This is a genomic window from Lentzea sp. HUAS TT2, from assembly GCF_051853195.1.
GTDB lineage: Bacteria > Actinomycetota > Actinomycetes > Mycobacteriales > Pseudonocardiaceae > Lentzea.
This window is the reverse complement of the sequence record NZ_CP196667.1, coordinates 5,097,836-5,121,347: the sequence shown is the minus strand read 5'-3', so window position 1 is coordinate 5,121,347 and position 23,512 is coordinate 5,097,836. Positions and strand designations below refer to the sequence as shown.

Here is a 23,512-nt window from a genome sequence, read left to right as displayed (position 1 = left end):
TGAACGGTCACCAGGACCGAATCCCGCACTCCAGCCACTAAGCTGGCGTTATGGGCGATTCGAAGGAAGACAACGAGAAGTTCCAGGAGGAACTGATCGGACTCGACCCACACGACCCCGAGACGAAGGCGTTCGCCGACCATCTCGACAAGATGCAGCGGCAGCGCCCCGGCTACACCGTCGAGGGCTACCTGGAGGGCGTGCAGGACTTCGCCGACTCGGCGAACCGCACCACGGGGCACCAGCGGCTCGTCGCCGTCCTCGTGGTGGGGCTCATCCTGCTGGGCGTCCTCCTCACGATCTGGTTCGCGCTCGGCGACATCCTCGCCATCATCTTCTGAGCCGACCCCGCCGGCCCGAACTCTGCTGGCCACAAACGAGAACGAGTCCTTAACGGGGGCTTACGGCGCCGCGGCCCACACCCCCGCCGGGAAGCCCTGAGGGCGTGGCGGAGTTATAAAGAGACATGGAACCTGTTGTCGGCGCCACCCCCAAAGTCGTGCGTTCCGAAGAGGAATGGCGCGCCCAGCTCAACCCCGCCGAGTTCGCGGTGCTGCGCCAGGCCGGCACCGAGCGTCCCTGGACCGGCGAGTACACCGAGACCAAGACAGAGGGCCTCTACGAGTGCCGTGCCTGCGGGGCCGAACTCTTCCGCAGCGACACCAAGTTCGACTCGCACTGCGGCTGGCCGTCGTTCTTCTCGCCGCTGGCCGGTGACTCGGTCATCCTGCGGGAGGACCGCGCGCTCGGCATGAAGCGCGTGGAGGTGCTCTGCGCCACGTGCCACAGCCACCTCGGGCATGTTTTCGAGGGTGAGGGGTATCCCACCCCCACGGACCAGCGCTACTGCATCAACTCCGTCTCCTTGAAACTCGTTCCGTCCGAATAGGAGACTGAGCCGAGTCCGGTCACCAAGGAACCGGACAGACCTGGGAGGCACCATGATCTTCCGCATCGTCCTGCGCGGCACCGACGGCGAAGGCTCCGGCGGAGTCGATGGCGGTTCGTCCAGCTAGCCGCCACAACCACCAAGAACCGGCAACCCTAAGGCTTCGTCAACAAGCCTTGTGAGGCTGTGGCGCGGACCACACCATTGACCCACCGAAGCACTTTCGGGGCAGTCAGGGGGTGGGTCGCATGCCAAGGCCTTGGGGATTGTCCGGACCGGAGTTCCTTCAGCTGTACTGGATCGGGCTGGCACTGGCCGTGCTGGTCGCGATCGTGGTCCGGGTACGCGTGCGGGCGGGTCACAGCACCCAGCCCGTGCGCTCCCTGGACATGGACGAGCTCGCCTATCTCGCGGGCGGTCCGAGGCGCGTGGTCGAGACGTCCATCGCGCGTCTGCTCACCGCGGGTGAGCTCAGGACTTCACGGCGTGGCACCGTTCAGGTCACGTCCACCACGCGTTCGCTCAACGCGGTGGACCGCGCCGTCGTCACCGACAGCCAGCGCTACACCAACCGCACGGTCAACCTCATGATCCCCGCCGTCTCCAAGGACGGCGTGGTCACGGCCATCGGGCAGCGCCTCGAGGACATGGGTCTCGTGGTCAACCCGGCCGCCGCGAAAAGCGCGCTGCGCAAGGGATCCATCGCGTTGTGGGTACTGCTCGCGATCGGGGTCGCGCGGTGGGTGAACGGTCTCGCGCTCGGCGCGGCCGTCGGCTGGCTCACGCTGCAGCTCGTCGTCACCGGCCTGCTGATCCTGCTGCTCACGCGGCGCGGCAAGCACGTCCGCACCGGCAAGGGCAACCGGGTCCTCGCCGAGGCCCGCACCACGAGCAGCTCGAACATCAGGGCGCAGGGAAGCCTCGAGGACATCATGTACGCGGGCGCGGCCGGCGCGGTCCTCTTCGGCGGCCTGGTCGTCTACCCGGATCTCGCGGTGCGCACCTCACTGCTCGCGTCCTCCGGTTCCGGCAGCTACACCGGCAGTGGCTACAGCTCGTGTTCGACCAGTTCTTCTTCGTGTTCAAGCGGAAGCAGCAGCTGCGGCGGTGGAGGCGGGGGCGGCGGCTGCGGTGGTGGCTGCGGGGGCGGCAGCTGATCGTTCGTTCGGTCCTATTCAGGTAACAACAGGAACCCAGGGGTAGATCTCACGTCGAAGATGCACCGACACCAGTGAGGGGAGTGCTGATGTCCCAGTCTTCGGCCTCGCGGACCACGTGGTCCGCGGAGGAGATCGGGTTCCTGGCAGGGGGACCGGGCAGGGCGGCGGAGGCCGTTCTCGCCCGGCTGCTGGACGGCGGTCTCGTGCGCGTCTCCCGCGAGGGACTCGTGACCGCCGTCCACCAGAACGGTTACGGCGCCAGGAGCGCACTGGAGGCGTACGTCCTCGCCGGACTGCAGGGCACCGCCCGTCCGATCAACCAGGTCGTGCAGGTCGCGATGGCGAGCCACGAGATGGGCGCGCTGCACGAGAGCCTCGTCGCCCGCGGGATGGTGCACCGCCAGTTCGGCAGGCCGCGCGGCGGCAAGATCGCGTTGCGGATCGTGCTGTTCATGCTGGCGTTCGTCTCGGTGTTCGTCGCCTTCGCGATCGACACGAGGCTGTTCGTGCTGACGGCGTTGCTGGTGTTCCTCGCGATCCTGCTGCGCAACCCGGGCAGGCTCACGAGGAACGGCAAGACCGTGTGGATGTACGCGCTGAGGAACCCGCGCAGCAGTGCGGACTCGGTGGCGTTGTTCGGTCTGCGCAGGGGAAAGCAGCGCTCGACGTCGTCCACTTCGTACATCCCGGCGAGCAGTTGCAGCTCCTACGACTGGGACCACCACAGTTGCGGCGGCACGTCGACTTGTTCGAGCAACAGTTCCAGCAGCTGCAGCAGTTCTAGTAGTTGTTCGAGCAGTAGCAGTAGTTGCAGCAGCAGTTCGAGCTGCAGCAGCAGCAGCAGTAGCAGTAGCTGCAGCAGTTCCAGCAGTTGAGGGGGAGACCATGACGACAGCGGCGAAGGGGACGTGGCTGTCCGCGGAGGAGGCCGGCTTCCTGACGGCCGGTCCCGGGCGGGCCGCGGAGACGGTGCTGGCCCGGCTGATCGACCAGGGCCTGCTGCGGGTGTCCCGCGACGGACAGGTCTCCGCGGTGCACCAGGACGGCCAGGGCGCCACCACGTCGGTCGAGGCGCGGATGCTGAGCTTCGCACGGACCTCCATCCAGTTCGACGCGCTCGTCCTGGCGACCAGGAACTGCACGGAGGTCGCTCAGCTGTACCGGCAGCTGCTCAGCCGGGGGCTCATGCGGGTGCCTCGGCGCAGCCACGGCAGCTGGTGGTTCTCCCTCGTGGTCGCGGGTGTGGCGGTGGTGCTCGGGTTCTTCTCGCCCGTGTTCCTCATCGCCGCCGTGATCGCACTGGGTTTCTTCGGCTGGCAGTACGGCAACGGCCCGATCACCAAGGCGGGCAGGGAAGCCCTGGGCCAGGTGAAGGCGAGCGACCGGGTGCACGTGGTGGCGCTGTACGGCTTCGACGGCAAGGTCCGCGGGAAGGACGTCGGTGAGCTGTTCGACTTCCCGCGCCGGGTGGTGAGGACGGTCCCGCGCAAGCCCGCCAGGGCGAGGCGTGGGTCCATCTGGAACGGTGGCGGCGGCGGTTCGTGGTCGAGCTGCGGCAGTTCCGGTTGTGGTTCGGGTTCCAGCTGCGGCGGTGGCAGCAGCTGCGGTGGTGGCGGAGGAGGCGACTGATGGAGACACCGACGACAGCGCGCGCGACGCGGATTCCCCCGGAGGAGATCGGCTATCTGGTCGCGGGACCGGGCCGGGCCGCGGAGACCGCACTGGCCAGGCTGCTCGACGCCGACCTCGTGCGGGTGTCTCGCGACGGGCTCGTGTCCGCCGTGCACCAGGCCGATCTGGGTGCCTCGACCGCGGTCGAGACGTTCATCCTCGTCAACCTGCGCAGGCTGGCCCGGTTCGACGCGGTCGTGCGCAACGCCGCGAAGAGCGCGGAGATGCGGTCGCTGCACCAGCAGCTGCGGGCGCGCAGGCTGACCCGCGACCCCCGCCCCCGGCTCGGCGCGTGGTGGGTGTTCCTCGCGATCGGCGTCGTGCTGGGTCTGGCGGCCCTGTTCGAGCCGTGGACGCTCGTGGGCGCGGTGGGGTTCCTGGGCTTCGCTTACTGGACATACGGCGCGAAACCGCTCACCAGAGCAGGCAGGGCGGCGTTGAAGGGCACGACCGCGAGCGACCGGGTTCTCACCGTGGCGCTGGAGGGTTTCCGCGGCAGGATCGGCAACCAGGCCGTCGGCGACCTCTTCGGGTTGCCGCAGAGCGTGGTCAAGATGCTGCCGCGCAAGAGGAAGAGGAAGGCCGGTCGGCGCGGCAGCGGTTCGGCCTCCGGCGCGGCGGGCTGCGGCAGCGGGTGTGGCAGCAGCAGTTGTGGTAGCAGTGGCAGCAGTTGTTCGTCGGGCAGCAGCAGTTGCGGTGGCGGCAGCAGCTGTGGCGGTGGCGGCGGAGGAGGCGGCTGATGGCGGGCATCAAGGACCTGGGTGTCGGCATCGGCTGGCGTTCGGAGATCGACCTGACGGTGGAACGGCTGCCCGGCGTGGACTTCGTCGAGGTCGTCGCCGAGAACCTCCACATCGGACACCTGCCGGAGTCGGTGACGCTGCTGCTGGAACGCGGCGTCCCGGTGCTCCCCCACGCCGTGTCGCTGTCGCTGGGCAGCGCCGATCCGGTCGACCTTCACCGGGTCGAGCACCTGGGCGCCGTGGCCGAGGCGGTCGGCGCGCCGATGGTCAGCGACCACGTGTGCTTCGTGCGCGCGGGCGGCCTCGACTCCGGCCACCTGATGCCGGTGCCCCGCACCAAGGACGCGCTCGACGTGCTCGTCGCGAACGTCAAGCTCGCCCAGGCGAACCTGCCCGTGCCGCTCGCGCTGGAGAACGTCGCCGCGCTGCTGGAGTGGCCGGACGGCGAGCTGTCCGAGGGCCAGTTCCTCGCCGAGCTCGTGGAGCGCACGGACTGCTGGCTGCTCGTCGACGTCGCGAACCTCTACGCGAACGCCCGCAACATCGGCACGGACCCGGAGCGGTTCCTGGACGAGATCCCGCTGGAACGCCTGGCCTACGTGCACGTGGCCGGCGGCGAACAGCACGGCGACATCTACCACGACACGCACGCCCACGCGGTTCTGCCGGAAGTCCTGGAAGTGCTGGACGAACTGTGCTCGCGCGTCGCCCCGCCGGGTGTTCTGCTGGAACGCGACGACAACTATCCGTCCGACACCGAAATCGCGAGCGAACTGGCCGCGATCCGTGCCGTCGTGGACAAACATCGTGGCTGAAATCGTGAATGAGAACGACCTTTCGACCGCACGCGAAAGGCTTGCCACCCAGCAGGCCGAGCTGCTAAACGCATTGCTCGCGAACGGGCCCGCACCGGCGGGATTCGACGAACAACGCCTGGTCGTCGAACGGCGCGCGTTGTTGTCGAAACGGCGCGGCATCGTGCGAATGCTGGGCCCCGCGGTCGCCGACGAGCTCGGTGACCGGTTCCGGCCGCTCTTCGACGCCTACGCCGTCGAACACCCACGTCGTGCGGGCTCTCGCGCGCGCGAGGATGCCGTGGCATTCGCGGAATGGTGCCGTGCTTCCGGAGAACTGTCAGCAGAACGCAAGACTCGCTGGAAGTTCTGGCGGTCGAACTGACGGGCGAACGGATCAGGGGCCAGAATCCCCCGTTCGGCCCTGTGTTACCGCGTTGTTATATCGATACGTTCGACGGGTCGGGGGACCTTTTCGCATTGCCTTCGCTTTGCCGCGAAAGGCCTTCCGGCCTGCGCGGACCACAGCGCGCAGAATTCGAACCACGAGGGGATTCGAATGCGCGGAAAATCCAAAGTGCTGGGCGCCGTCACGGCGCTCGCCCTGACCGTGGCACCGGCCGCCACAGCCGCGGCCGCTCCGCCAGCGGGCACCGCCCCGCAGAAGACCGCCGACGAGGTCACCCTCGTCACTGGCGACAAGGTCCTGCTGGGCCACGACGAGCAAGTCGTCGCGATCCAGCCCGGTGAGGGCCGCGAGAAGATGGACTTCAAGACCGCCCGCACCTCGGACGGTCACCTGATGGTCGTGCCGAAGGACGCGTTCGAGCCCCTGGCGGCGGGCCGGCTCGACACCCGTCTCTTCGACGTCACCACGTTGCTGGAGTTCGGTTACCGCGACCGCATGCCGCTGATAGTGGACGGCCGGGCGAGACTCGGTGCCAGGTCCTCGAACGACTGGACGGCGCTCAAGTCCGCGGCGCGGGGCGAGAAGGTCTGGCTCGACGGCATCCGCAAGCCGAGCCTCGACCGCAGCGTCGCCCAGATCGGTGCGCCGGCCGCCCACCAGAAGGGCATCACCGGCAAGGGCGTCAAGGTCGCGATCGTCGACACCGGTGTCGACGAGAAGCACCCCGACCTCGCCGGCCAGCAGATCGCGGAGAAGAACTTCACGACCGACCCCGACAACACCGACAAGGTCGGCCACGGCACGCACGTCGGGTCGACGGTCGCGAGCCACGACGCGAAGTACGGCGGTGTCGCACCGGGCGCGCAGCTGATCGACGCGAAGGTGTGCGTCGAGTTCGGCTGCCAGGAGTCCTGGATCCTCGACGGCATGCGCTGGGCGGCGGAGCAGGGCGCCCAGGTCGTCAACATGAGCCTCGGCGGTGGCGACACCCCCGAGATCGACCCGCTGGAGCAGGCCGTCAACGACCTGACGGCGCAGTACGGCACGTTGTTCGTCATCGCGGCGGGCAACTCGGGTTCGCCGGGTTCGGTGAGCTCGCCCAGCACGGCGGAGGCCGCGCTGTCGGTCGGCGCCGTCGACCGCGACGACAAGCTCGCCCCGTTCTCCAGCAAAGGCCCTCGCGCTGGGGACAGCGGGCTCAAGCCGGAGGTGACCGCGCCAGGCGTCGGCATCGTCGCCGCCAAGGCCGGCGGCACCGACCACTTCGCGGCCAGCGGCACGTCGATGGCGACGCCGCACGTCGCCGGCGCCGCGGCACTGCTGCGCCAGCAACACCCGGAGTGGACGCCCGCGCAGCTCAAGTCGGTCCTCGCGACCACGGCCAAGCCTGCCGAGGGCGTCAGCGCGTTCGACCAGGGCGCCGGGCGCATCGACGTGGCCACGGCGATCGGCCAGGTGCTGACCGCCGACGTCGTGGCCGTCAACCTCGGCCTGCACGAGTGGCCGCACGGCGACGACAAGCCGGTGACCAAGCCGATCACCTACTCGAACCCGACGGACGCGGCGATCACGCTCGACCTCGCGCTGAAGGGGAACGCCCCGGCGGGCATGTTCACGCTCGGCGCCTCGAAGGTGACCGTGCCGGCCAAGGGCACCGCGTCGGTCACCGTCACCGGCGACTCCCGCGCGGGCACGCAGGACGGCGCGTACGCGGGCGAGGTCGTCGCGACATCCGGCACGCACACCGTCCGCACGCTCGTCGGCATCGACCGCGAGGTGGAGAGCTACACCCTCACGATCGACATGATCGGCCGTGACGGCGCGGAGGCGGGGGACTCGTTCACGTTCCTCGTGGGCCTGGACAACAACACGTTCAAGCCGCTCGGGGGTGTGGGCGACGTGAAAGTCCGCCTGCCCAAGGGCACGTACTTCCTCGACACGACGTTGTACAGCGGCGAGCGGGACACCGACCTGCTCTACCAGCCCACGGTGAAGCTGACCGGCGACCTGACGATCAAGCAGGACGCCCGCACGGCCCAGCCGATCTCGGTGAAGGCACCGGAGGAGACGGGTGACTTCACGGTGGGCGTGATCTCGTTCCGCCGCTCGGTGAACGGCCTGCCCCGCCTGCAGGGCACGATGGCCATGTTCGGCGGCTTCGAGGGCGTCGGGCTCGCTCAGGCCGGCGGTCCGCTGCCGGCGGCGGACCTGTCGTCGATCGCGGGGCTGCAGGCCAACACCACGGCCGACCCGCACACGTTCTACCGGCTCGCCTACCCGGTGGCCGGCAGCCTTCCGGTGGGCCTGAACAAGGCACCGGCCAAGAAGGACCTGGCCGAGGTCCAGTCCACGATCGGCACCCTGAAGCCGGACAGCCTGGCGTCCAAGGGCGAGTTGCCGTTGTCCCCGCAGGGTTTGAGCGGCGGTACCGCGCTCTACCCGGTGGCGGTGGGCGCGAAGTCGACCGAGTACGTGTCGACCGAGAACGTGCGCTGGCAGTCCGCGATCATGATCCGGCACGCCAACGGCGCGCAGGAACAGGTCACCTCCGCGTTCCGCACCTACCAGGCCGGCAGGTCCTACCAGGAACGCGAAGTACGGCCGGTGTTCTCACCGGGTCTGCCCGAGGCGTCGTTCGGGTGGGTCGAGCGGTCCGGCAAGACGTTCTACGTCAGCGCCCCGCTGACGAGCGACGCCAACCACGGCGACGGTTACTCCACTGTGGACTCGGCCAGGACCGCCCTGTACCGCAACGGTGTGCTGCTCGGCGAGGCCACCACGCTCGGTGCCGCGTTCCCGGACGTGCCGCTGCCGCAGGGCGACTTCCGCGCCGAGATGAGCCTCGACCGGAGCACGCAGTTCGAGTACAGCACCAAGGTGTCCGCGGCGTGGACCTTCAAGTCCACGGGCACCGAGGGCAAGGTCGAGACGCCGCCGCTGTCGGTGGTGCGCTTCGAACCGAAGCTCGACGACAACGGCGCGGTGCGCGCGGGAACGTTGCAGCGCATCGGGTTGCTCACGCAGACCCAGGGTGACGTGGGCAAGGTGCGCATCACCGGGGTCGAGTACTCGCACGACGACGGCCAGTCGTGGCGGCGTGCGGGCGTGGTCGGCAGCAGCGCGTTGATCTACCACCCGACGAACGCGCAGTGGACTTCCTTGAAGGCCACTGCGACGGACGCCAAGGGTGGAACCGTTGAGCTGACTGTTATCCGGGCTTACAAGGTCACGGCAGGTTAAGCACGAGTTCGGACGCCGGGACGCGGGTGCCCGTGTAGAAGGGGATTTCCTCTCGCACGTGCAGCCGCGCCTCGGTGCCGCGCAGGTGCCGCATGAGGTCGACGATGCGGTGCAGTTCGTCGGCCTCGAACGCGAGCATCCACTCGTAGTCGCCGAGGGCGAACGACGCGACGGTGTTCGCGCGCACGTCCGGGTAGTCGCGGGCTTCCTTGCCGTGGTCCGCCAGCATCTTGCGGCGGTCGCCCTCGTCCAGCAGGTACCACTCGTAGGACCGCACGAACGGGTAGACGCAGACGTACTTGCGCGCCTCCTCACCCGCGAGGAACGCGGGGATGTGGCTGCGGTTGAACTCCGCCGGGCGGTGCAGGGCGACCTGCGACCAGACCGGCGTGGAGACCTTGCCGAGCGGGGTGCGGCGGAAGCCGGTGTAGGCGGCCTGCACCTGCTCGATCTCCTCGGCGTGCCACCAGATCATGAAGTCCGCGTCGGCGCGCAGACCCGCCACGTCGTAGACGCCGCGGACGACGACACCCTTGCCCTCCAACGCGTCCAGGTAGTTCTGGGTCTCGCTGGCAGCAGCCGAACGGTCGTCCGGAAGCTTGCCGGGTTCGACCCGGAACACAGACCACATCGTGTAGCGGATGGTGTCGTTGAGCTCGTTGTAGTTCAGGCGCGCCATAGGTCCATCTTGGCACGGGCCCCTCAACGACGAACGCGGCCCAGCAGGTGTGCTGCGACACGGGCGGCGGCCGCGTCGGCGGTCGCGATGCAGGCGGGAACGCCCACGCCGTGCAGGGTGGCGCCGGCGACGGAGAGGCCCGGCACCTCGGCGATGCCGCGTTCGATGGTGTCCACCAGGTCGACGTGGCCGACGCCGTACTGCGGCAGCCCGCCGCCCCAGCGCTGCACCACGTAGTCGATCGGCGCGGTGTTGATCCCGGTCAGTTCGCGCAGGTCGTTGCGCACGGCCTTGACCAGGTCGGCGTCGCTGCGCTGCAGGAGCGCCGTCTCGCCGTGCCGCCCGACCGAGCCGCGCAGGATGACCGGTTCGCCGTAGTGAGCCCACTTGCGGCTGGAGAACGTGAACGCCTTGGCGGTGAACGGGGTGATGCGATCGGAGTACCGCTCCCCCTCCGCGATGAGGATGCCGGAACGGTCCGGCAGCTCGGTGCCCGGCGGTAGCGCCAGCGCGACGACGGCCATCGAGGCGACCTCGACCTTGCCGTACGCGGCGGACACCTGCGGGGCGATCTCGTGCAGCAGCTTGCGCGCGGACGGCGCTGGAACCGCGAGCACGACACCGTCGCACTCCAGGTACTCCGGGGTCGCGGCCGAGCCGATCTCCAGGCGCCAGCCGGCACCGAGCCACGACAGCACGCGGACCGGCAGACCCAGCCGGACCTCGGGCCTCGCGACCTCGGCGAGCCTGTCGACGAGCGACGACACACCGTTGTTCAGCGACGCGAACACCGGCGGTCGTGCGGAACGGGCCTGCGGCGGGGCGGGCATCATCATCGCGGCGGCCGCGAGCAGCGAGCCGACGCCCTTGTCCAGCAGCGTCGCGATCTGCGGCATCGTGGCGCGCAGGCCCAGCTCGTCCGCGCGGCCCGCGTAGACGCCGCCCAGCAACGGGCTGACGAGGCGGTCCGCGACCTCGGGGCCGAACCGCTCCTTCATCAGGAGGCCGACGGCGACGTCACCCTTGAGCTCGATCGGCGGCAGCGTCGGTTCCATCTCGACGCGCAGCGCGCCCTCGGACGACAACATGTGCCGCACGGTCTCGACGCTCGCCGGGACGCCCATGAACGTGTGCGCCGGCAGCTGGTGCGTGCGCCCGGCCGCGTGCACGCTCGCCTTCGCGGCCGTCGGGTGCACGACGTGGTCGGCGAGCCCGACCTCGTTGATCAGCTCCTGCGCCTCCGGCTTGCGGTGCAGGAACGCCTCCGCGCCCACGTCGAACCGCACGCCGGCGAGCTCGGTGGTGCGCAGCTTGCCGCCGAGCCGGTCGGACTGCTCGATCACGGTGATCCGCGCGTCCGGTCCGAGCAGCATCCGCAACCGGTGTGCGGCGGCCAGACCGGAGATGCCTCCCCCGACGACGGCGACGTGCGGCGCTCTGGCGTGCATTACAAGCTGTGGATCAGTTCGACGGTCCGGGTGATGATCTCCGGATCGGTGTCGGGCAGCACGCCGTGGCCGAGGTTGAAGATGTGGCCCGCGGCGGCCTTGCCCTCGGCGTGGATGCGGCGCACCTCGCGTTCGACGGCCTCGAAGCCCGCGAAGAACAGCGCCGGGTCGAGGTTGCCCTGCACCACCGGCTTCGGCAACTCGGGGTTCGCCTGCTGGAGCCGCGCCACGGCGACGTCCAGGGGAAGGCGCCAGTCGACGCCGACGACGTCCGCGCCGGCCTCGCGCATGGCGGGCAGCAGCTCACCGGTGCCGACGCCGAAGTGGATGCGCGGCACCGTCGTGATCGTCTCCAGGACGCGCTTCGAGTGCGGCAGAACGAACTCGCGGTAGTCGCGCTCGGACAGCGCGCCCGCCCACGAGTCGAACAGCTGGACCGCCTGCACGCCCGCGTCGACCTGCGCGTGCAGGAACGCCGTCGTGACGTCCGCGATCTTGGCGAGCAGCGCGTGCCACAGCTCGGGGTTGCCGTGCATGAGCGCCTTGGTGCGCTCGTGGTTCTTGCTGGGCCCGCCCTCGACCAGGTAGGAGGCCAGCGTGAACGGCGCGCCCGCGAACCCGATCAGGGCGACGTCCTGCGGGAGTTCCTTGAGCAGCAACCCGATCGCGTCCGCGACCGGCTGGACCTGCTCGGCGTGCAGCTCGGGGAGAGCCCGCACGTCCTCGAGCGTCCTGACCGGGTTCGCGACGACGGGGCCGGTGCCCGCGACGATGTCGAGGTCGACACCGGCGGCCTTGAGCGGCACCACGATGTCGGAGAAGAGGATCGCGCCGTCGACGCCGTGCCGCCGGACGGGCTGCATGGTGATCTCGCAGACCATCTCCGGGTCCATGCAGGCGTCGAGCATCGCGGTGCCCTGGCGGAGTGCCCGGTACTCGGGCAGCGACCGTCCCGCCTGCCTCATGAACCAGACAGGGGTGTGCGACGGGGTGCCGCCATGAGCGGCCACGAGGAGGGGTGCCGTGGAAGTCATATCTCTTTCATGGTCCCACGTCCCGGCGTGCCGCCGTCACTCGGCCGGATTGCGAGGCATACAGTCAGTTGTGTGACCGAGCCGGAAATCTTCCGCCGGGCGGTGGGGACGCTCAAGTCGGTTCGCCACAGGCCCGAGATCGAACTCACCGAAGTTCGCCCACCGCAGCGGCTCGCTCCGTGGGCGTACGCGCTGACGGCTGAGGTCACCGGCCCGTCGGACGAACTGTCGACCGGAAGGCTCGTGCTGCTGCACGATCCGGACGGCGACGAGGCGTGGGGCGGTGTCCTGCGCGTCGTGGCGTACGTGCGCGTCGAGCTCGACCACGAGCTGGCGTCGGATCCCCTGCTGCCCGAGGTCGGGTGGTCGTGGCTGACCGAGGCGCTGGAGCAGTCCGGGGCCGGGTTCACCGCTCTCGGCGGCACCGTGACGCAGACGTCGTCGGCCCGGTTCGGCGACATCGCCGGTCCCGCGCGCACCGATGATCTGGAGCTGCGCGCGTCGTGGACCGCGCTCGACGGGGAACTCGCCGAGCACGGCACCGCGTTCTACGAGCTGATGGCGACGGCCGTGGGGCTGCCGCCGGTCGGCGTCACCCTCTTCGGGCAGCGCCAGCCCTAGGCGTCCGCGTCCCGCAGGACTCGGAGGATGTTCCTGCCCGCGAGCTTGGCGCAGTCGTCCTCGGACCAGCCCTTGTCGAGCAGCGCGCCGAAGAGGTTCGGGTACGTCGAGACGTCCTCGAGCCCCTGCGGGAGCGCCTGCACACCGTCGTAGTCGCCGCCGACGCCGATGTGGTCGATGCCGACGACCTCGCGCGCGTGCTCGACGTGCGCGACGACGTCGTCGAGCGTGGCATCCGGCGCCGGGTGGTCGACGGTCCACTTCTCACCGAACGTCTTGCGCTCGTCCATGTCGGCGTGGTTCGCGCCGGCCGCCGTCATGGCGTCACGAAGGGCTGCGTCCCATTCAGCGAAACGGGGCGACACGAAGCTCGGCACGAATGTGATCATGGCCACACCGCCATTTGCCCGCAGCTTGCCCAGGACGTCGTCCGGAATGTTGCGCGGGTGGTCCGCAACCTGACGGCACGACGAATGGCTGAAGATCACGGGCTTGACGCTCGTCTCGAGCGCGGCGTGCATCGTGCTGGGCGCGACGTGGCTCAGGTCGACGAGCATGCCGATCCGGTTCATCTCGCGCACGACGTCGCGGCCGAACTCCGTCAGCCCGCCGTGTTCTGGCTGGTCAGTGGCGCTGTCGGCCCACGGGGTGTTGTCGTTGTGGGTCAGTGTCATGTAGCGGACGCCCAGGCGGCGCAGGGCGCGCAGGACACCGAGTGAAGAGTTGATGGAATGTCCGCCCTCGGCCCCGAGGAGAGAAGCGACACGCCCGGAGGCGAAAACTTTTTCAGCTTCGGCGGCGGTCGTCGCAATGCCGAGGCGGTCGGAGTACCGCTCCGCCAGCTCGTAGACCAGTTCGACCTGCTCCAGCACGGCGGTGACGGCTCCGTCGCCTGCCAGCCTGCCGGGAATCCAGACGGACCAGAACTGCATCCCCAAGCCGCCCTCGCGCATTTTCACGAGGTCCGTGTGCAGGCTGGGGTGACGTTCGGTGAGATCGATCTTCGCGGCGGTCGAGTAGACGTCCTCGCCCGTTCCGTCGCCGAACTCGCGCAGGGCCCACGGGAGGTCGTTGTGGCCGTCGACGAGGGGCTCACGCCGCAGCAGGGCCCGCGCTCGCTCGACACCAGAACTACTAGACACAACCAACTCCAAGATGTCGTTCTGAGAGGGGCTCGCGTTACACCCCCTATCTAGTTGTCATCCAATCGTGTGACACATGGGGCCATCTGTCACAACTCAATAGGGATAGATACCCGATTGATCGTCCCGTAGACCCGCATGGGCGGCTACGCTGCCCCAGACGACACCACTTTCGGTCGATCAGTGGCGCGGCTGATTGGACGAAAGTCTCCGGTGCCGGTCGGGGGGCACGACCGACTCCAGGGAGGTAGTGACGTGGCTGCCGTCGGCTTAGGTCAGGCCGTTCGTACCACGCCAGCCGGCTCGTTGCCGGCGAACATGGTCCCGCACCCGCGGGAAGAGCTTTTTTCAGTGCTGGTGGTCGACGACCACCCACTGCTGAGGGAGGCGATATCAGCTCGGCTCACCCAAATGGGAGCCGGGACAGTGCATGAGGCCGCATCGGTGGCAGAGGCTCGGGCGCGGGCACTTGCTACCGGTCCTTGCGACCTCGCGATCCTCGATCTGGGTCTGCCGGATGGCACCGGCATCGACCTGGTCACGGAACTCCGTGCCCAGGGCTGGCCCCGCATCGTGGTCCTCGCATCCTCCGACGACCCCTACGCGGTCAGGTCGGCCTTCCAGGCGGGCGCCCAGGCGTACCTCCTGAAGTCCGCCTCGCCGATGGTGGTCACCGACGGGGTGCGCAGGGTTCTCGATGGTGGCGTTTACGCAGATCCGAGCGTGGCACCAGTACTCGCAGCGGGTACTCGGGTGCCGGGCACGGACAACACGCCGCGGGAACTCTCCGCGCGTGAGGTCGAGGTGCTCCAGCTGGTCGCCGATGGCCAGAGCAACAAGGAGATCGGCGAGGCTCTGAGCCTGTCCGCGTTGACGGTGAAGTCTCACCTGTCGCGGATCGGCCGGAAGCTGGGCACAGGAGATCGCGCTCAGATGGTCGCGCTGGCAATGCGTGCCGGCGTGATCCGTTAGATACCGGTTTGAAGCACTGAACCGGCCGAGAACACCTGTGAGTGGTGCGATCGTCGTAGGGTCATCCGCTGTGGATGTACCCGCCGACGAGCCAACCGCACCAACCGGACCAGAACCGGTACCGCTGACGGAACCTGCTGATGGGGTCCCGCCCGTGGTCGCCGATCCAGCTGCGCTCCGGCGAGCCGCTGATGCGCTCGCCGGGGCGAAGGGCCCGGTCGCGGTGGACACCGAGCGAGCCTCGGGCTATCGCTACTCACAGCGTGCCTATCTGGTGCAACTGCGCCGGGAAGGCGCCGGCACATGGCTGGTCGACCCGATCGCCCTAGGCGGACGGCTAGACCCGCTGGTGCAGGCGTTGGATGGCACCGAGTGGGTGTTGCACGCGGCGTCTCAGGACCTGCCGTGCCTCGCTGAACTCGGGCTGCGTCCCGGCGTGCTGTTCGACACCGAGCTGGCGGGCAGGCTGGCTGGGTTCGAACGTGTCGCACTGGGCACGCTGGTGGAACGGCTACTCGGTTTTAGGCTCGAGAAGGGGCACGGCGCGGCCGACTGGTCGCGCCGGCCCCTTCCTGCCGACTGGCTGACGTATGCCGCTCTCGACGTGGAGCTGCTCGTGCAGCTGCGCGACGTTCTCGAAACCGAGCTGGAGCGCCAGGGCAAGCTCGCCTGGGCGCTCGAAGAGTTCGAGGCGGTGCGGACGGCGCCATTGCCGCGTCCCCGTACCGACCCCTGGCGGCGCACGTCGGGGATTCACCGCGTGCGCAACCAGAGGCAGCTGGCCCTGGTCCGTTCGCTGTGGGAAGCCCGGGACACCGTGGCCCGCGAACGCGACATCGCCCCAGGCCGAGTCCTCCCGGACTCCGCCCTGATGGAGGCCGCCGCCCGCAACCCCGCCAACGAGGCCGAGCTGCTCGCTCTGCCGGTCTTCCGCGGCCGCTCCCAGCGCCGCATGTCCGGCGTGTGGATGAACGCCGTGCGCAAGGCAGCAGCCTTGACGAAGGCCGAGCTCCCGGAGCCCGCAGGCCAGCACGACGGCCCGCCCCCGCCCAACCGCTGGGCGGACAAGGACCCGGACGCCGCGGCCCGCCTGGCAGCGACCAGGGCGGCACTGGCGACCATCGCGGAGGCCAACACCCTCCCGGTGGAGAACCTGCTGCTGCCCGACCTCGTGCGCCGCACCTGCTGGCAACCGCCGGCCGACCTCTCCCCCGAGTCCGTGGCCTCCGTGCTGCGTGACGGCGGAGCGAGGTCGTGGCAGGTCGACCTCACCCTGGAAGCCCTGACGAAGGCGCTGGCCGCAACAGCACCCGCGCCTGCCCCAGCACCTCCCGCTGACTGATATCCGATATATCAGCTAGGGCCACCCGTTCAGTCGTGCGTTGACGACGGCCTCGACGTCCTCGCGCCTGGTCATCCCCAGTGCGCCGCCGAGTGCCGTCGTCAACGTGTCGAACGGGCGCGCGATCAGCGCGGCGGCCGTCACCCGCCGTTGCGCTGCACCGAGCCGATCACGCACGACAGCTGATCTCCATGCCGTCTTCGACCGGAAACGCGACGCTGACGTACCCGTTGGCCGGATCACGCACATAGTCCAGATACCCGGCCATCGACTCCTGGTCGATGTCGTCGGCAACAACAAGCGCCCCAGGCGCGAGCCGGGACTCCAGGTCCCGCAACACCGGCAGGCAAAGCTCCTTCCACCCGTCGAGCAACACCAGCCCTATGGGCCCCTTGAGGTCCGCGAGCGTGCGACGCGCATCGCCCGGCAGGACCGTCGCGACACCCCCGAGCCCCGCCTCGTCGAGGTTCTTCCGCGCGGTGGCGACCTTCACCTCGGACATCTCGGTCCCGTACACGTGCCCCTTGCCGTTGTCGGCGACAGCCGCCGCCAGGTAAAGCGTCGAAATGCCGAACGAAGTCCCGAACTCGACCACGACATCCGGCCGGCTTGCCCGCACCAGCCCGTAAAGCAGATCTCCCCCGCGAGCAGAGATCGGCATGTAAACCCCGGCCAGCGCTTCAGCACGCTCCTGCGCCCCAGCCGACCGCAGATCCCCCCACTTCGCCGCATCGAAGTGGTCGTCGTCAGACGCGGCAGCCCCGAAGAGCCGATCAAGAACCGAACGAACCCGAGGCTCGTGCAACGTGATGGTCATGGCCGCCAGAGTAGACGCAACGTTGCGTCTAGACTAGCCCTGACTAAGGTACGGCTCCTGGGAGGTGGCCGATGGGCAACACCGCACACCGCGGAAACCGGCACGGACGCAGCGTCGAAGCGCGCCAGGCAGTCCTGGAGGCAGCCGACGACCTGCTGGCCGAACGCGGCTTCGCCGGCGTGACCATCGAGGGCATAGCCGCACGCGCGGGCGTGGCGAAACAGACGATCTACCGCTGGTGGCCGTCCAAGGTCGACGTCCTGCTGGAGGCCTTCACCGAGGACATGGCCGAACACCTCACCCCGGCGGACCACGGCGACCTGGGCGCCGACCTGCGCACCCACCTGGCAAACCTGGCCGAGTTCCTCACCGACTCAGACCCAGGCGCGGTGTTCCGGGCCCTGACCGGCCAGGCCCAGCACGACCCACAGCTGGCGACCAGACTCCGCGACGACCACCTGAGCCACCAACGCACCCGAGACCGCCTCCCCCTGCAGCGCGCCGTCGAACGCGGCGAACTCCCCGCCGACCTCGACGTCGACGAGGCCCTGGACCACCTGGTCGGCCCCGTCTACTACCGCGTCCTGGTCACCGGCTCCCCCGTGCCACGCACGTTCACCGACAACCTCGTAGCGGCCTTCCTGCACCGCCACCACCGCCCGAACTGATATATCGCCCACCCCACATCCGCCCGACCTGCTCCTTAGCAACCACTCTTTGGACTTCGTCCGCAAATGACTCATTGCAAAGGCAGCGCGCGATGATCAGCACCACCCGCCTCGACCTGCTCCCGCTGCTCCCCGAACACGCCGCCGAGATGGCCGCGGTGCTGTCCGACCCGGCCCTGCACACCTTCACCGGCGGCACCCCGCTCACCCCCGAGGCACTCCTCACCCGCTACCGGCGCCTGGCCGAAGGCTCCCCCGACCCGGCCGTGCGATGGCTGAACTGGGTGATCAGACTCCGCGACGACCACCGCCTGGCCGGCACCGTCCAGGCGACGATCACCCTCGCCGACCAGTCGGCCGAGATCGCATGGGTGGTCGGCACGCCGTGGCAGGGCCGCGGCATCGCCCGCGAGGCAGCCCAAGGCCTCGTCGCGTGGCTCGCCACCGAACCCGTCCGCACCGTGATCGCGCACATCCACCCCGACCACCACGCCTCCGCCGCCGTGGCCACGGCGGTCGGCCTCACCGCCACCGACGAGCTCCACGACGGCGAGGTCCGCTGGCTCCTCCACTTCCCCTCCGGGCATCCCTTGCAATGACTCGTTTGCGGACGAAGTCCAAAGAGTCATTGCTAAGCAGCAGTTCAGAACAGGCGCCGAACTGATATATCGGCCGATATATCAGTGGGCCATGCGCTCGCCGAGCCGCCGGGCGAGGTCGGCGACCTCGTCGTCGGGCAGGTCGAGATGCCCGCGAGAAGCCTCGAACAAGGCGATCTGCTGATCTTCGTAAGGCACTCCCGGCGGCAGCGGCGCGAGGTGCCAGTGGACGTGCCGGTTGGCCTGCTGGCTGCCGAGCGACAGGACGTAGAGCCGCTCGACGGGCAGCAGTTCGCTCAAGGCCACGCCCGCGCGGTGCACGACCCGTTGGATCGCCGCGTACTCGTCGGGCGTGAAGTCGGTGACGGCGTGCTCGCGGTGGTCGACCGGCGCCACGAGGAAGTGGCCGGCCACCGACGGGAACCTGCTCGCGAAGACGATCGCGACCTCATCGCGGTGGGCGACGTGGTGCGGGTAGTCCGGGTTGCCGACGAGGAGCTCGCAGACGAAGCAGGCCCGGCGGGCGAGCGCGAGGTAGTTGTCGGGGTCCCAGGGCACGCGGCTGGTCATGATCCAGCTGTACCCGACGACTGTTGACAGTTGCCGTTGCGAAATATCGGGGCGAGGTGACGGACATATGCCGCCGAGGAGTTGTCCGTCCCTAGGAGAGGCCTCCCTTGAAACCTCATCTCCCCCTCGCCGTGGCCGGCGTCGTGCTGGCCACGGCCCTGAGCGGCGCCACCCCCGCCGCCGCGACCACGGCCGACGTCACCGTGGGCACGAGCCGACCGTCCCAGCAGCAGTGGATCACCCTCATCACGGGTGACCAGGTGCTCACCGACGACAAGGGCAAGCCCCAGCAGTTCAAGGCAGCACCGGGCCGTGAACACATCATGGTCTCCACGAGAGAGGACGGCGCGCACCACTACGCCGTGCCCGCCGACGTGGAGCCGATGATCACCGAGGGCAGGCTCGACCGGCGCCTGTTCGACCTCGCACTCCTGAGCAGGCCCGAGTACACCAAGCGCAAGGGTCTCGGCCTGCTCGTGTCGGCGGGCTCGGGCCTGCAGAGCGCGCGTTCGTTCAGCCGCATCGGCGTGGACGCCGTCACGGTGACCGCCGAGACGGCGCCGGACGTGTGGAAGTCGCTGGCCGGCGCCCGTCAGGCGCAGAAGCCCACGATCTGGCTGGACGCGGTCCACAAGGCCGCGCTCGACCGCAGCACCGCCCAGATCGGCGCGCCGCAGGCGTGGCAGGCCGGGTTCGACGGCAAGGGCGTGAAGATCGCCGTGCTGGACACCGGCGTCGACAACACGCATCCGGACCTCGCCACGCAGGAGGTCGCGGAGAAGAACTTCACCGACTCCCCCGACAACCAGGACCGCGTCGGGCACGGCACGCACGTCGCGTCCATCGCGGCCGGCACCGGGGCCAAGTCGGGCGGGAAGTTCAAGGGAGTGGCGCCTGGCGCGCGCATCCTCGACGGCAAGGTGCTCGGCGACGACGGGTCCGGCTACGAGTCGGGGATCCTCGCGGGCATCGAGTGGGCGGTCGAGCAGCAGGCGGACGTCGTCAACATGAGCCTCGGCGGCACGGACGGCCCGTTGCTGGACCCGATGGAGATCCTGATCAACAGGCTCTCGCAGGAGACCGGCACGCTGTTCGTCATCGCTTCGGGCAACGCCGGACCGAACTCCGTCGGCTCCCCCGGCAGCGCGGACGCGGCGCTCACCGTCGGTGCCGTGGATCGCGACGACAAGCTCGCGAGCTTCTCGAGCACCGGTCCGCGCGAAGGTGACGGCGCGATCAAGCCGGACATCACCGCGCCCGGCGTCGACATCGGCGCCGCGGCGGCGGGCAGGCTCGGCGAGACCAGGCCCAGCCCGGCAGAGGGCTACATCGCGCTGAGCGGCACGTCGATGGCCACCCCGCACGTCACGGGCGCGGCGGCGATCCTGGCCCAGGTGCACCCCGACTGGCGCGACGACCAGATCAAGGCCGCGCTGATGGCGTCCGCGAAGCCCGGCGCGCACACCCCGTTCGAACAAGGCGCCGGCCGCGCGGACGTCGCCAAGGCGATCAAGCAGACCGTCTCGTCCGGTTCGGTCTCCTTCGGCACGGCGTTGTGGCCGCACCACGACGACGTCGCGATGACACGGAACGTCGTCTACAGCAACCAGGGCGACCAGCCGGTCACTCTCACGCTCAAAGTCGACACGACTGCGCCGCAAGGCTTCTTCACGCTGAAGGACGCCTCTCTCACCGTGCCCGCACACGGCACGGCCACCACCACTCTGACCGCGGACACGAAGATCGGCGGTGACGCGTCCGGCACGTTCAGCGCGTACATCAACGCGAGCGGCGGCGACCAGTCCGTGGTCACCCCTGCGGCCGTGACGCGTGAACCCGAGCGCTACTCCCTCACGATCAAGTCGATCGGCCGCGACGGCAAGCCCGCCACGAACTGGGGTGCGAGCCTGCAGGGCGTCTCCGGGGAGGCGCAGGGCGCGTTCGCCGGCCTCGGCACCGGTCTGGAGACCCTGCGCGTGGCCAAGGGCCGCTACCTGCTCAACGGCCACGAGTGGGTCAGCCCCGACCAGCCGAACCCGTACTACAACTGGTTCAACGGCACGAACATCGAGATCAGCGCCGACACCACGGTCACGCTCGACGCCCGCCAGGCCAAGCCCGTCGACATCGGGCTGCCGGGCAAGCCGAGCGAACGCCACTCGTACATCAGGGTCGGCCACAAGATGCCGTCGATGGAGTACGGCTTCGGTCTGCTGGGTGTGCCGCTCAGTGCCCTGAGCACCGCGCACGTCGGCCCAGATGGCAAGTCCGGCGAGATGAACGAGCTGATCATCGCCTCGTACACCGGTGCCGATCGCGAGGAGTTCCACGTCGTCGACCAGAACACGACGCTCACGAGGTTCTGGACGGGCTACCGCAAGCAGTTGAAGTCCAAGGACCTCGTGACCATCACGGCCTCCGCGGGCGCCACCGCCGCGGGACGCACCGGCTACGTGCACGCGCAGGCCGAGGTCGGCGACAGCCCGTTGTTCGGGGTCGCGTTCGGGTACGCGCTGCCGCACACGCGGAAGATCAACCTGCACTCCCCCAACAACACCTGGAGCCTGCGCTTCGAGCAGGACCACGGCGACACGACCGAGGCGTACTGGAACTCGGAGAACGAGCAGTTCAAGCCGGGCCGCACCTACAAGAAGACGTTCAACACCGGCGTCTTCGGCCCGCTGCTGACGAACGAGCGCCGCGTCGGCCTCTTCCGCGACGGGGACATCCTCTTCGGCAGCCTGCCGTTCTTCGCCGACGGGCAGGGCCGCTCCGGCGGTTCGGTCGTCGACTCGGGATCGACGGTGCTGAAGCTCGGCGGCAAGGTGGTCGACTCGACCGACCGGCCGCTGGACCTGGAGACGTTCTTCTCGATGCCGGAGGCTCCCGGCCGCTACGAGCTGACGACCACCGCGAACCGCTCGGGTGTCGCGGCGATCAGCACGTCGGTCACGACGACGTGGGGCTTCGACTCGGCCACGACGCCGAGCGTCACGCAGGTGCCGTTGTCGATGGTCAGGTTCACGCCGGAGCTCGGCCTCGACGGAACGCTGCCCGCGCACCGGTTCCAGCGCATCCCGCTGACCGTTCAGGGCAAGACGAGGTCGCTGACCGCGCAGGTGTCCTACGACAAGGGCGCGACCTGGCAGAAGACGCTGGTGTTCGGCGACTCGCTGTTCGTGGTCAACCCCGGCAAGGGCGGCAGCGTCTCGCTGCGGGCGACGGCCGTGGGCAAGGGCGGTGACTCGGTCACCCAGACCGTGATCAACGCCTACCTGACGAAGTAACCGCAGGACGGCGATGCGCCACCGAGGCGCATCGCCGTTCCTTCAGCGCTTCGGGAACGCCTCGTCGTAGACGGCGCGCAGCCCCGGCTCGTCGGGTCCGCTGTAGCCGCAGCCCATCACCTGCAGGTCGCTCGCCGCGACGAGGTACCGCCGCCCGACCTCGGGCTCGAACCCGGCGAGCACCGGCGCGCCGGTGGTGTTCCTGACCTCGACGAGGTCGGCCTCACCGAGCCAGGCGTGGTGCACCTGCAGCGTCACGACGTTGCCCTCGATCCGCAGGACGGTCGCCACGAACGCCATCTGCGCACGTTCCGCGAGCACGCCCGCCTCCGGCGCGCGGCACCGGACCTCCGGATCCACCACGGCCTCGGTGAGCACCGCGACCGTGGTCTTGCGGCCGGAGGACGAGGTGGTGGCCGGTGGCGGCACCTGCGACGTGCTGGTCCCGGACGGCGGCGCGACGCTGGTCGTCAGCCGTCCGCCGCTGGTGTCGGGCAGGCCCGAACCGTTCTCCAGACCGGGCTGGGTCGACGTCGGCAACGCGACCTGGGGCCTCGGCACCTGCTCGGACCCGCCGCTGGTCAGCACGAGCACCCCGGCGACCACCGCGATCACGGCCGCCGCCCCGACGAGCACCGGCAGCCGTCGCGAGGAGAACCTCGGCGCCACCGGACCGTCGAGCGCGGCCCCCGCCACGAGCCGCCGCGTCTCGTCCTCGGGCAACGGGCGCAGCGAGGCCGCCGGATCGGCGCGGCGCATCCGGTCGCGCAGGTCGTCGTCCGTCATGGCCGCTCTCCTTCCGCCTGCTCGTCCAGCAGGGACTTCAACTTCCGGCGTGCCCGGTGCAGGCGGATGCTGACCGCGTTGGCGCTCATCCCGACGACCTGGGCGATCTCGGCAGGACCGAGCTCCTCCCACGCCCAGAGCCGCATCAGCTCGGCGTCCACGACGGACAACCGGGCGAGCGCCCTGGCCAGCCCCGGATCGGGGTCGTCGCGCGCCGGCGCGTGCTCGGGAGGTCTGGCGAGCTGCCAGATCCGCACCAGCAACCGGTCCTGCCGGCGCCGCGTCCGTTCCGCGTTGGCGAGACAGTTGCGCGCCACGGCGTACGCCCACGCCAGCGGTTCGGCCGGCATCTCGTCGCGCCGCCGCCAGGCGACCAGCAGCGTCTCGGACAGCACGTCGTCCGCGGTCGCGGCATCGGTCCGCCGCGCCAGGTACCGGCGCAGCGGCTCGATCAGCTCCTGCGCGACGGCCTCGAAGCCCGTCTGGCGCGGTTCCACGTCCACCTGCTCCACCCCGGGACATGTCCGGCAGGACGCCCGCTCTTTCACCCGGTTCCGAGAACTTCCGCCGACTCCGCCACCCCTTTGCAACGAGTCTTTTGCGGACGAAGTCCAAAGAGTCATTGCTAAGCCGCAGGTCAG

Annotated in this window: 24 protein-coding genes; 15 read left to right on the top strand and 9 right to left on the bottom strand. The window is 69.4% G+C overall.

Annotation, left to right across the window (positions count from 1 at the left end):
• Positions 1-50 precede the first annotated feature (50 nt).
• The 9 genes from ACSHWB_RS25715 (at position 51) to ACSHWB_RS25675 (ending at position 8,906) form a co-directional block, all read left to right on the top strand.
• Positions 51-341 (top strand): hypothetical protein, encoded by a 291-nt coding sequence (locus ACSHWB_RS25715; protein WP_439655834.1) that lies wholly within the window; start codon positions 51-53, stop codon positions 339-341.
• A 125-nt stretch (positions 342-466) separates the two neighbouring features.
• Positions 467-889, top strand: a complete 423-nt coding sequence (gene msrB, locus ACSHWB_RS25710; RefSeq protein WP_093605244.1) for a peptide-methionine (R)-S-oxide reductase MsrB — start codon at positions 467-469, stop codon at positions 887-889.
• A gap of 248 nt (positions 890-1,137) precedes the next feature.
• On the top strand, positions 1,138-2,046 hold the full coding sequence (locus ACSHWB_RS25705; protein ID WP_439655833.1) for a TIGR04222 domain-containing membrane protein: 909 nt from the start codon (positions 1,138-1,140) through the stop codon (positions 2,044-2,046).
• 89 nt (positions 2,047-2,135) lie between these two features.
• Positions 2,136-2,924 (top strand): TIGR04222 domain-containing membrane protein, encoded by a 789-nt coding sequence (locus ACSHWB_RS25700; RefSeq protein ID WP_439655832.1) that lies wholly within the window; start codon positions 2,136-2,138, stop codon positions 2,922-2,924.
• 10 nt (positions 2,925-2,934) lie between these two features.
• Positions 2,935-3,678, top strand: coding sequence for a TIGR04222 domain-containing membrane protein (locus tag ACSHWB_RS25695; RefSeq protein ID WP_439655831.1), 744 nt, complete (start codon positions 2,935-2,937; stop codon positions 3,676-3,678).
• Positions 3,678-4,460: a TIGR04222 domain-containing membrane protein gene (locus tag ACSHWB_RS25690; protein WP_439655830.1), complete on the top strand. Its 783-nt coding sequence runs from the start codon at positions 3,678-3,680 to the stop codon at positions 4,458-4,460. Before ACSHWB_RS25695 ends, ACSHWB_RS25690 begins: the two co-directional genes overlap by 1 nt.
• Positions 4,460-5,278, top strand: coding sequence for a DUF692 domain-containing protein (locus ACSHWB_RS25685; RefSeq protein WP_439655829.1), 819 nt, complete (start codon positions 4,460-4,462; stop codon positions 5,276-5,278). The genes ACSHWB_RS25690 and ACSHWB_RS25685 overlap by 1 nt, the downstream gene beginning before the upstream one ends.
• Positions 5,271-5,642: a hypothetical protein gene (locus tag ACSHWB_RS25680; protein WP_439655828.1), complete on the top strand. Its 372-nt coding sequence runs from the start codon at positions 5,271-5,273 to the stop codon at positions 5,640-5,642. The genes ACSHWB_RS25685 and ACSHWB_RS25680 overlap by 8 nt, the downstream gene beginning before the upstream one ends.
• Before the next feature lie 174 nt (positions 5,643-5,816).
• Positions 5,817-8,906: a S8 family peptidase gene (locus ACSHWB_RS25675; protein ID WP_439655827.1), complete on the top strand. Its 3,090-nt coding sequence runs from the start codon at positions 5,817-5,819 to the stop codon at positions 8,904-8,906.
• Here ACSHWB_RS25675 and hemQ read toward each other — a convergent pair.
• From hemQ to hemE, 3 genes are read right to left on the bottom strand one after another with little or no spacing between them, the layout of a single operon-like run.
• Positions 8,893-9,585: a hydrogen peroxide-dependent heme synthase gene (gene hemQ, locus ACSHWB_RS25670; protein WP_439655826.1), complete on the bottom strand. Its 693-nt coding sequence runs from the start codon at positions 9,583-9,585 to the stop codon at positions 8,893-8,895. The two genes, ACSHWB_RS25675 and hemQ, sit on opposite strands and share 14 nt — an antisense overlap.
• A gap of 23 nt (positions 9,586-9,608) precedes the next feature.
• Complete coding sequence (gene hemG, locus ACSHWB_RS25665; protein ID WP_439655825.1) at positions 9,609-11,033, bottom strand: protoporphyrinogen oxidase; 1,425 nt, start codon at positions 11,031-11,033, stop codon at positions 9,609-9,611.
• On the bottom strand, positions 11,033-12,067 hold the full coding sequence (gene hemE, locus ACSHWB_RS25660) for a uroporphyrinogen decarboxylase (RefSeq protein WP_439655824.1): 1,035 nt from the start codon (positions 12,065-12,067) through the stop codon (positions 11,033-11,035). The genes hemG and hemE overlap by 1 nt, the downstream gene beginning before the upstream one ends.
• Positions 12,068-12,139: 72 nt before the next feature.
• On the opposite strand from hemE, the gene ACSHWB_RS25655 reads away from it, so the two are divergent.
• Entirely contained in the window at positions 12,140-12,688 is a 549-nt protein-coding gene (locus tag ACSHWB_RS25655) for a DUF3000 domain-containing protein (RefSeq protein ID WP_229905701.1), read from the top strand.
• On the opposite strand, the gene ACSHWB_RS25650 is transcribed toward ACSHWB_RS25655, so the two are convergent.
• Entirely contained in the window at positions 12,685-13,830 is a 1,146-nt protein-coding gene (locus ACSHWB_RS25650) for a dipeptidase (RefSeq protein ID WP_439655823.1), read from the bottom strand. The genes ACSHWB_RS25655 and ACSHWB_RS25650 overlap by 4 nt on opposite strands.
• A 255-nt stretch (positions 13,831-14,085) precedes the next feature.
• Here ACSHWB_RS25650 and ACSHWB_RS25645 point away from each other — a divergent pair, with 255 nt between their 5' ends.
• Positions 14,086-14,802 carry a response regulator gene (locus ACSHWB_RS25645; RefSeq protein WP_015099292.1) on the top strand — a complete coding sequence of 239 codons (717 nt, stop codon included), beginning with the start codon at positions 14,086-14,088 and terminating at the stop codon, positions 14,800-14,802.
• 70 nt (positions 14,803-14,872) lie between these two features.
• Positions 14,873-16,144: an HRDC domain-containing protein gene (locus tag ACSHWB_RS25640; protein WP_439655822.1), complete on the top strand. Its 1,272-nt coding sequence runs from the start codon at positions 14,873-14,875 to the stop codon at positions 16,142-16,144.
• A gap of 15 nt (positions 16,145-16,159) precedes the next feature.
• Here ACSHWB_RS25640 and ACSHWB_RS25635 read toward each other — a convergent pair whose 3' ends face one another.
• Both ACSHWB_RS25635 and ACSHWB_RS25630 read right to left on the bottom strand, forming a co-directional pair.
• Complete coding sequence (locus ACSHWB_RS25635) at positions 16,160-16,321, bottom strand: hypothetical protein (protein ID WP_439655821.1); 162 nt, start codon at positions 16,319-16,321, stop codon at positions 16,160-16,162.
• Positions 16,314-16,961: an O-methyltransferase gene (locus ACSHWB_RS25630; RefSeq protein WP_439655820.1), complete on the bottom strand. Its 648-nt coding sequence runs from the start codon at positions 16,959-16,961 to the stop codon at positions 16,314-16,316. The genes ACSHWB_RS25635 and ACSHWB_RS25630 overlap by 8 nt, the downstream gene beginning before the upstream one ends.
• Before the next feature lie 71 nt (positions 16,962-17,032).
• Here ACSHWB_RS25630 and ACSHWB_RS25625 point away from each other — a divergent pair, with 71 nt between their 5' ends.
• On the top strand, positions 17,033-17,629 hold the full coding sequence (locus tag ACSHWB_RS25625) for a TetR/AcrR family transcriptional regulator (protein ID WP_439655819.1): 597 nt from the start codon (positions 17,033-17,035) through the stop codon (positions 17,627-17,629).
• Between the two features lie 92 nt (positions 17,630-17,721).
• Positions 17,722-18,228 carry a GNAT family N-acetyltransferase gene (locus tag ACSHWB_RS25620; protein ID WP_439655818.1) on the top strand — a complete coding sequence of 169 codons (507 nt, stop codon included), beginning with the start codon at positions 17,722-17,724 and terminating at the stop codon, positions 18,226-18,228.
• 81 nt (positions 18,229-18,309) lie between these two features.
• On the opposite strand, the gene ACSHWB_RS25615 is transcribed toward ACSHWB_RS25620, so the two are convergent.
• Positions 18,310-18,798, bottom strand: coding sequence for an HIT family protein (locus ACSHWB_RS25615; protein ID WP_439655817.1), 489 nt, complete (start codon positions 18,796-18,798; stop codon positions 18,310-18,312).
• 107 nt (positions 18,799-18,905) lie between these two features.
• Between ACSHWB_RS25615 and ACSHWB_RS25610 the strand changes: the two genes are divergently transcribed.
• Complete coding sequence (locus tag ACSHWB_RS25610; RefSeq protein WP_439655816.1) at positions 18,906-22,085, top strand: S8 family peptidase; 3,180 nt, start codon at positions 18,906-18,908, stop codon at positions 22,083-22,085.
• A 42-nt stretch (positions 22,086-22,127) separates the two neighbouring features.
• Here ACSHWB_RS25610 and ACSHWB_RS25605 read toward each other — a convergent pair whose 3' ends face one another.
• Together ACSHWB_RS25605 and ACSHWB_RS25600 are read right to left on the bottom strand one after the other, a co-directional pair.
• Positions 22,128-22,871 carry a hypothetical protein gene (locus ACSHWB_RS25605; protein WP_439655815.1) on the bottom strand — a complete coding sequence of 248 codons (744 nt, stop codon included), beginning with the start codon at positions 22,869-22,871 and terminating at the stop codon, positions 22,128-22,130.
• Entirely contained in the window at positions 22,868-23,374 is a 507-nt protein-coding gene (locus tag ACSHWB_RS25600) for an RNA polymerase sigma factor (RefSeq protein WP_439655814.1), read from the bottom strand. The genes ACSHWB_RS25605 and ACSHWB_RS25600 overlap by 4 nt, the downstream gene beginning before the upstream one ends.
• Between the last annotated feature and the right edge of the window lie 138 nt (positions 23,375-23,512).

Excerpts from the sequence above, each read along its gene's own strand:
- hemQ (WP_439655826.1), bottom strand. The coding sequence starts at position 9,585 with ATGGCGCGCCTGAACTACAACGAGCTCAACGACACCATCCGCTACACG.
- ACSHWB_RS25620 (WP_439655818.1), top strand. The coding sequence starts at position 17,722 with ATGATCAGCACCACCCGCCTCGACCTGCTCCCGCTGCTCCCCGAACAC.
- ACSHWB_RS25715 (WP_439655834.1), top strand. The coding sequence starts at position 51 with ATGGGCGATTCGAAGGAAGACAACGAGAAGTTCCAGGAGGAACTGATC.
- ACSHWB_RS25630 (WP_439655820.1), bottom strand. The coding sequence starts at position 16,961 with ATGACCATCACGTTGCACGAGCCTCGGGTTCGTTCGGTTCTTGATCGG.
- ACSHWB_RS25675 (WP_439655827.1), top strand. The coding sequence starts at position 5,817 with ATGCGCGGAAAATCCAAAGTGCTGGGCGCCGTCACGGCGCTCGCCCTG.
- ACSHWB_RS25615 (WP_439655817.1), bottom strand. The coding sequence starts at position 18,798 with ATGACCAGCCGCGTGCCCTGGGACCCCGACAACTACCTCGCGCTCGCC.
- ACSHWB_RS25690 (WP_439655830.1), top strand. The coding sequence starts at position 3,678 with ATGGAGACACCGACGACAGCGCGCGCGACGCGGATTCCCCCGGAGGAG.
- ACSHWB_RS25685 (WP_439655829.1), top strand. The coding sequence starts at position 4,460 with ATGGCGGGCATCAAGGACCTGGGTGTCGGCATCGGCTGGCGTTCGGAG.
- hemE (WP_439655824.1), bottom strand. The coding sequence starts at position 12,067 with ATGACTTCCACGGCACCCCTCCTCGTGGCCGCTCATGGCGGCACCCCG.
- ACSHWB_RS25625 (WP_439655819.1), top strand. The coding sequence starts at position 17,033 with ATGGGCAACACCGCACACCGCGGAAACCGGCACGGACGCAGCGTCGAA.
- hemG (WP_439655825.1), bottom strand. The coding sequence starts at position 11,033 with ATGCACGCCAGAGCGCCGCACGTCGCCGTCGTCGGGGGAGGCATCTCC.
- ACSHWB_RS25700 (WP_439655832.1), top strand. The coding sequence starts at position 2,136 with ATGTCCCAGTCTTCGGCCTCGCGGACCACGTGGTCCGCGGAGGAGATC.
- ACSHWB_RS25605 (WP_439655815.1), bottom strand. The coding sequence starts at position 22,871 with ATGACGGACGACGACCTGCGCGACCGGATGCGCCGCGCCGATCCGGCG.
- ACSHWB_RS25695 (WP_439655831.1), top strand. The coding sequence starts at position 2,935 with ATGACGACAGCGGCGAAGGGGACGTGGCTGTCCGCGGAGGAGGCCGGC.
- ACSHWB_RS25705 (WP_439655833.1), top strand. The coding sequence starts at position 1,138 with ATGCCAAGGCCTTGGGGATTGTCCGGACCGGAGTTCCTTCAGCTGTAC.
- msrB (WP_093605244.1), top strand. The coding sequence starts at position 467 with ATGGAACCTGTTGTCGGCGCCACCCCCAAAGTCGTGCGTTCCGAAGAG.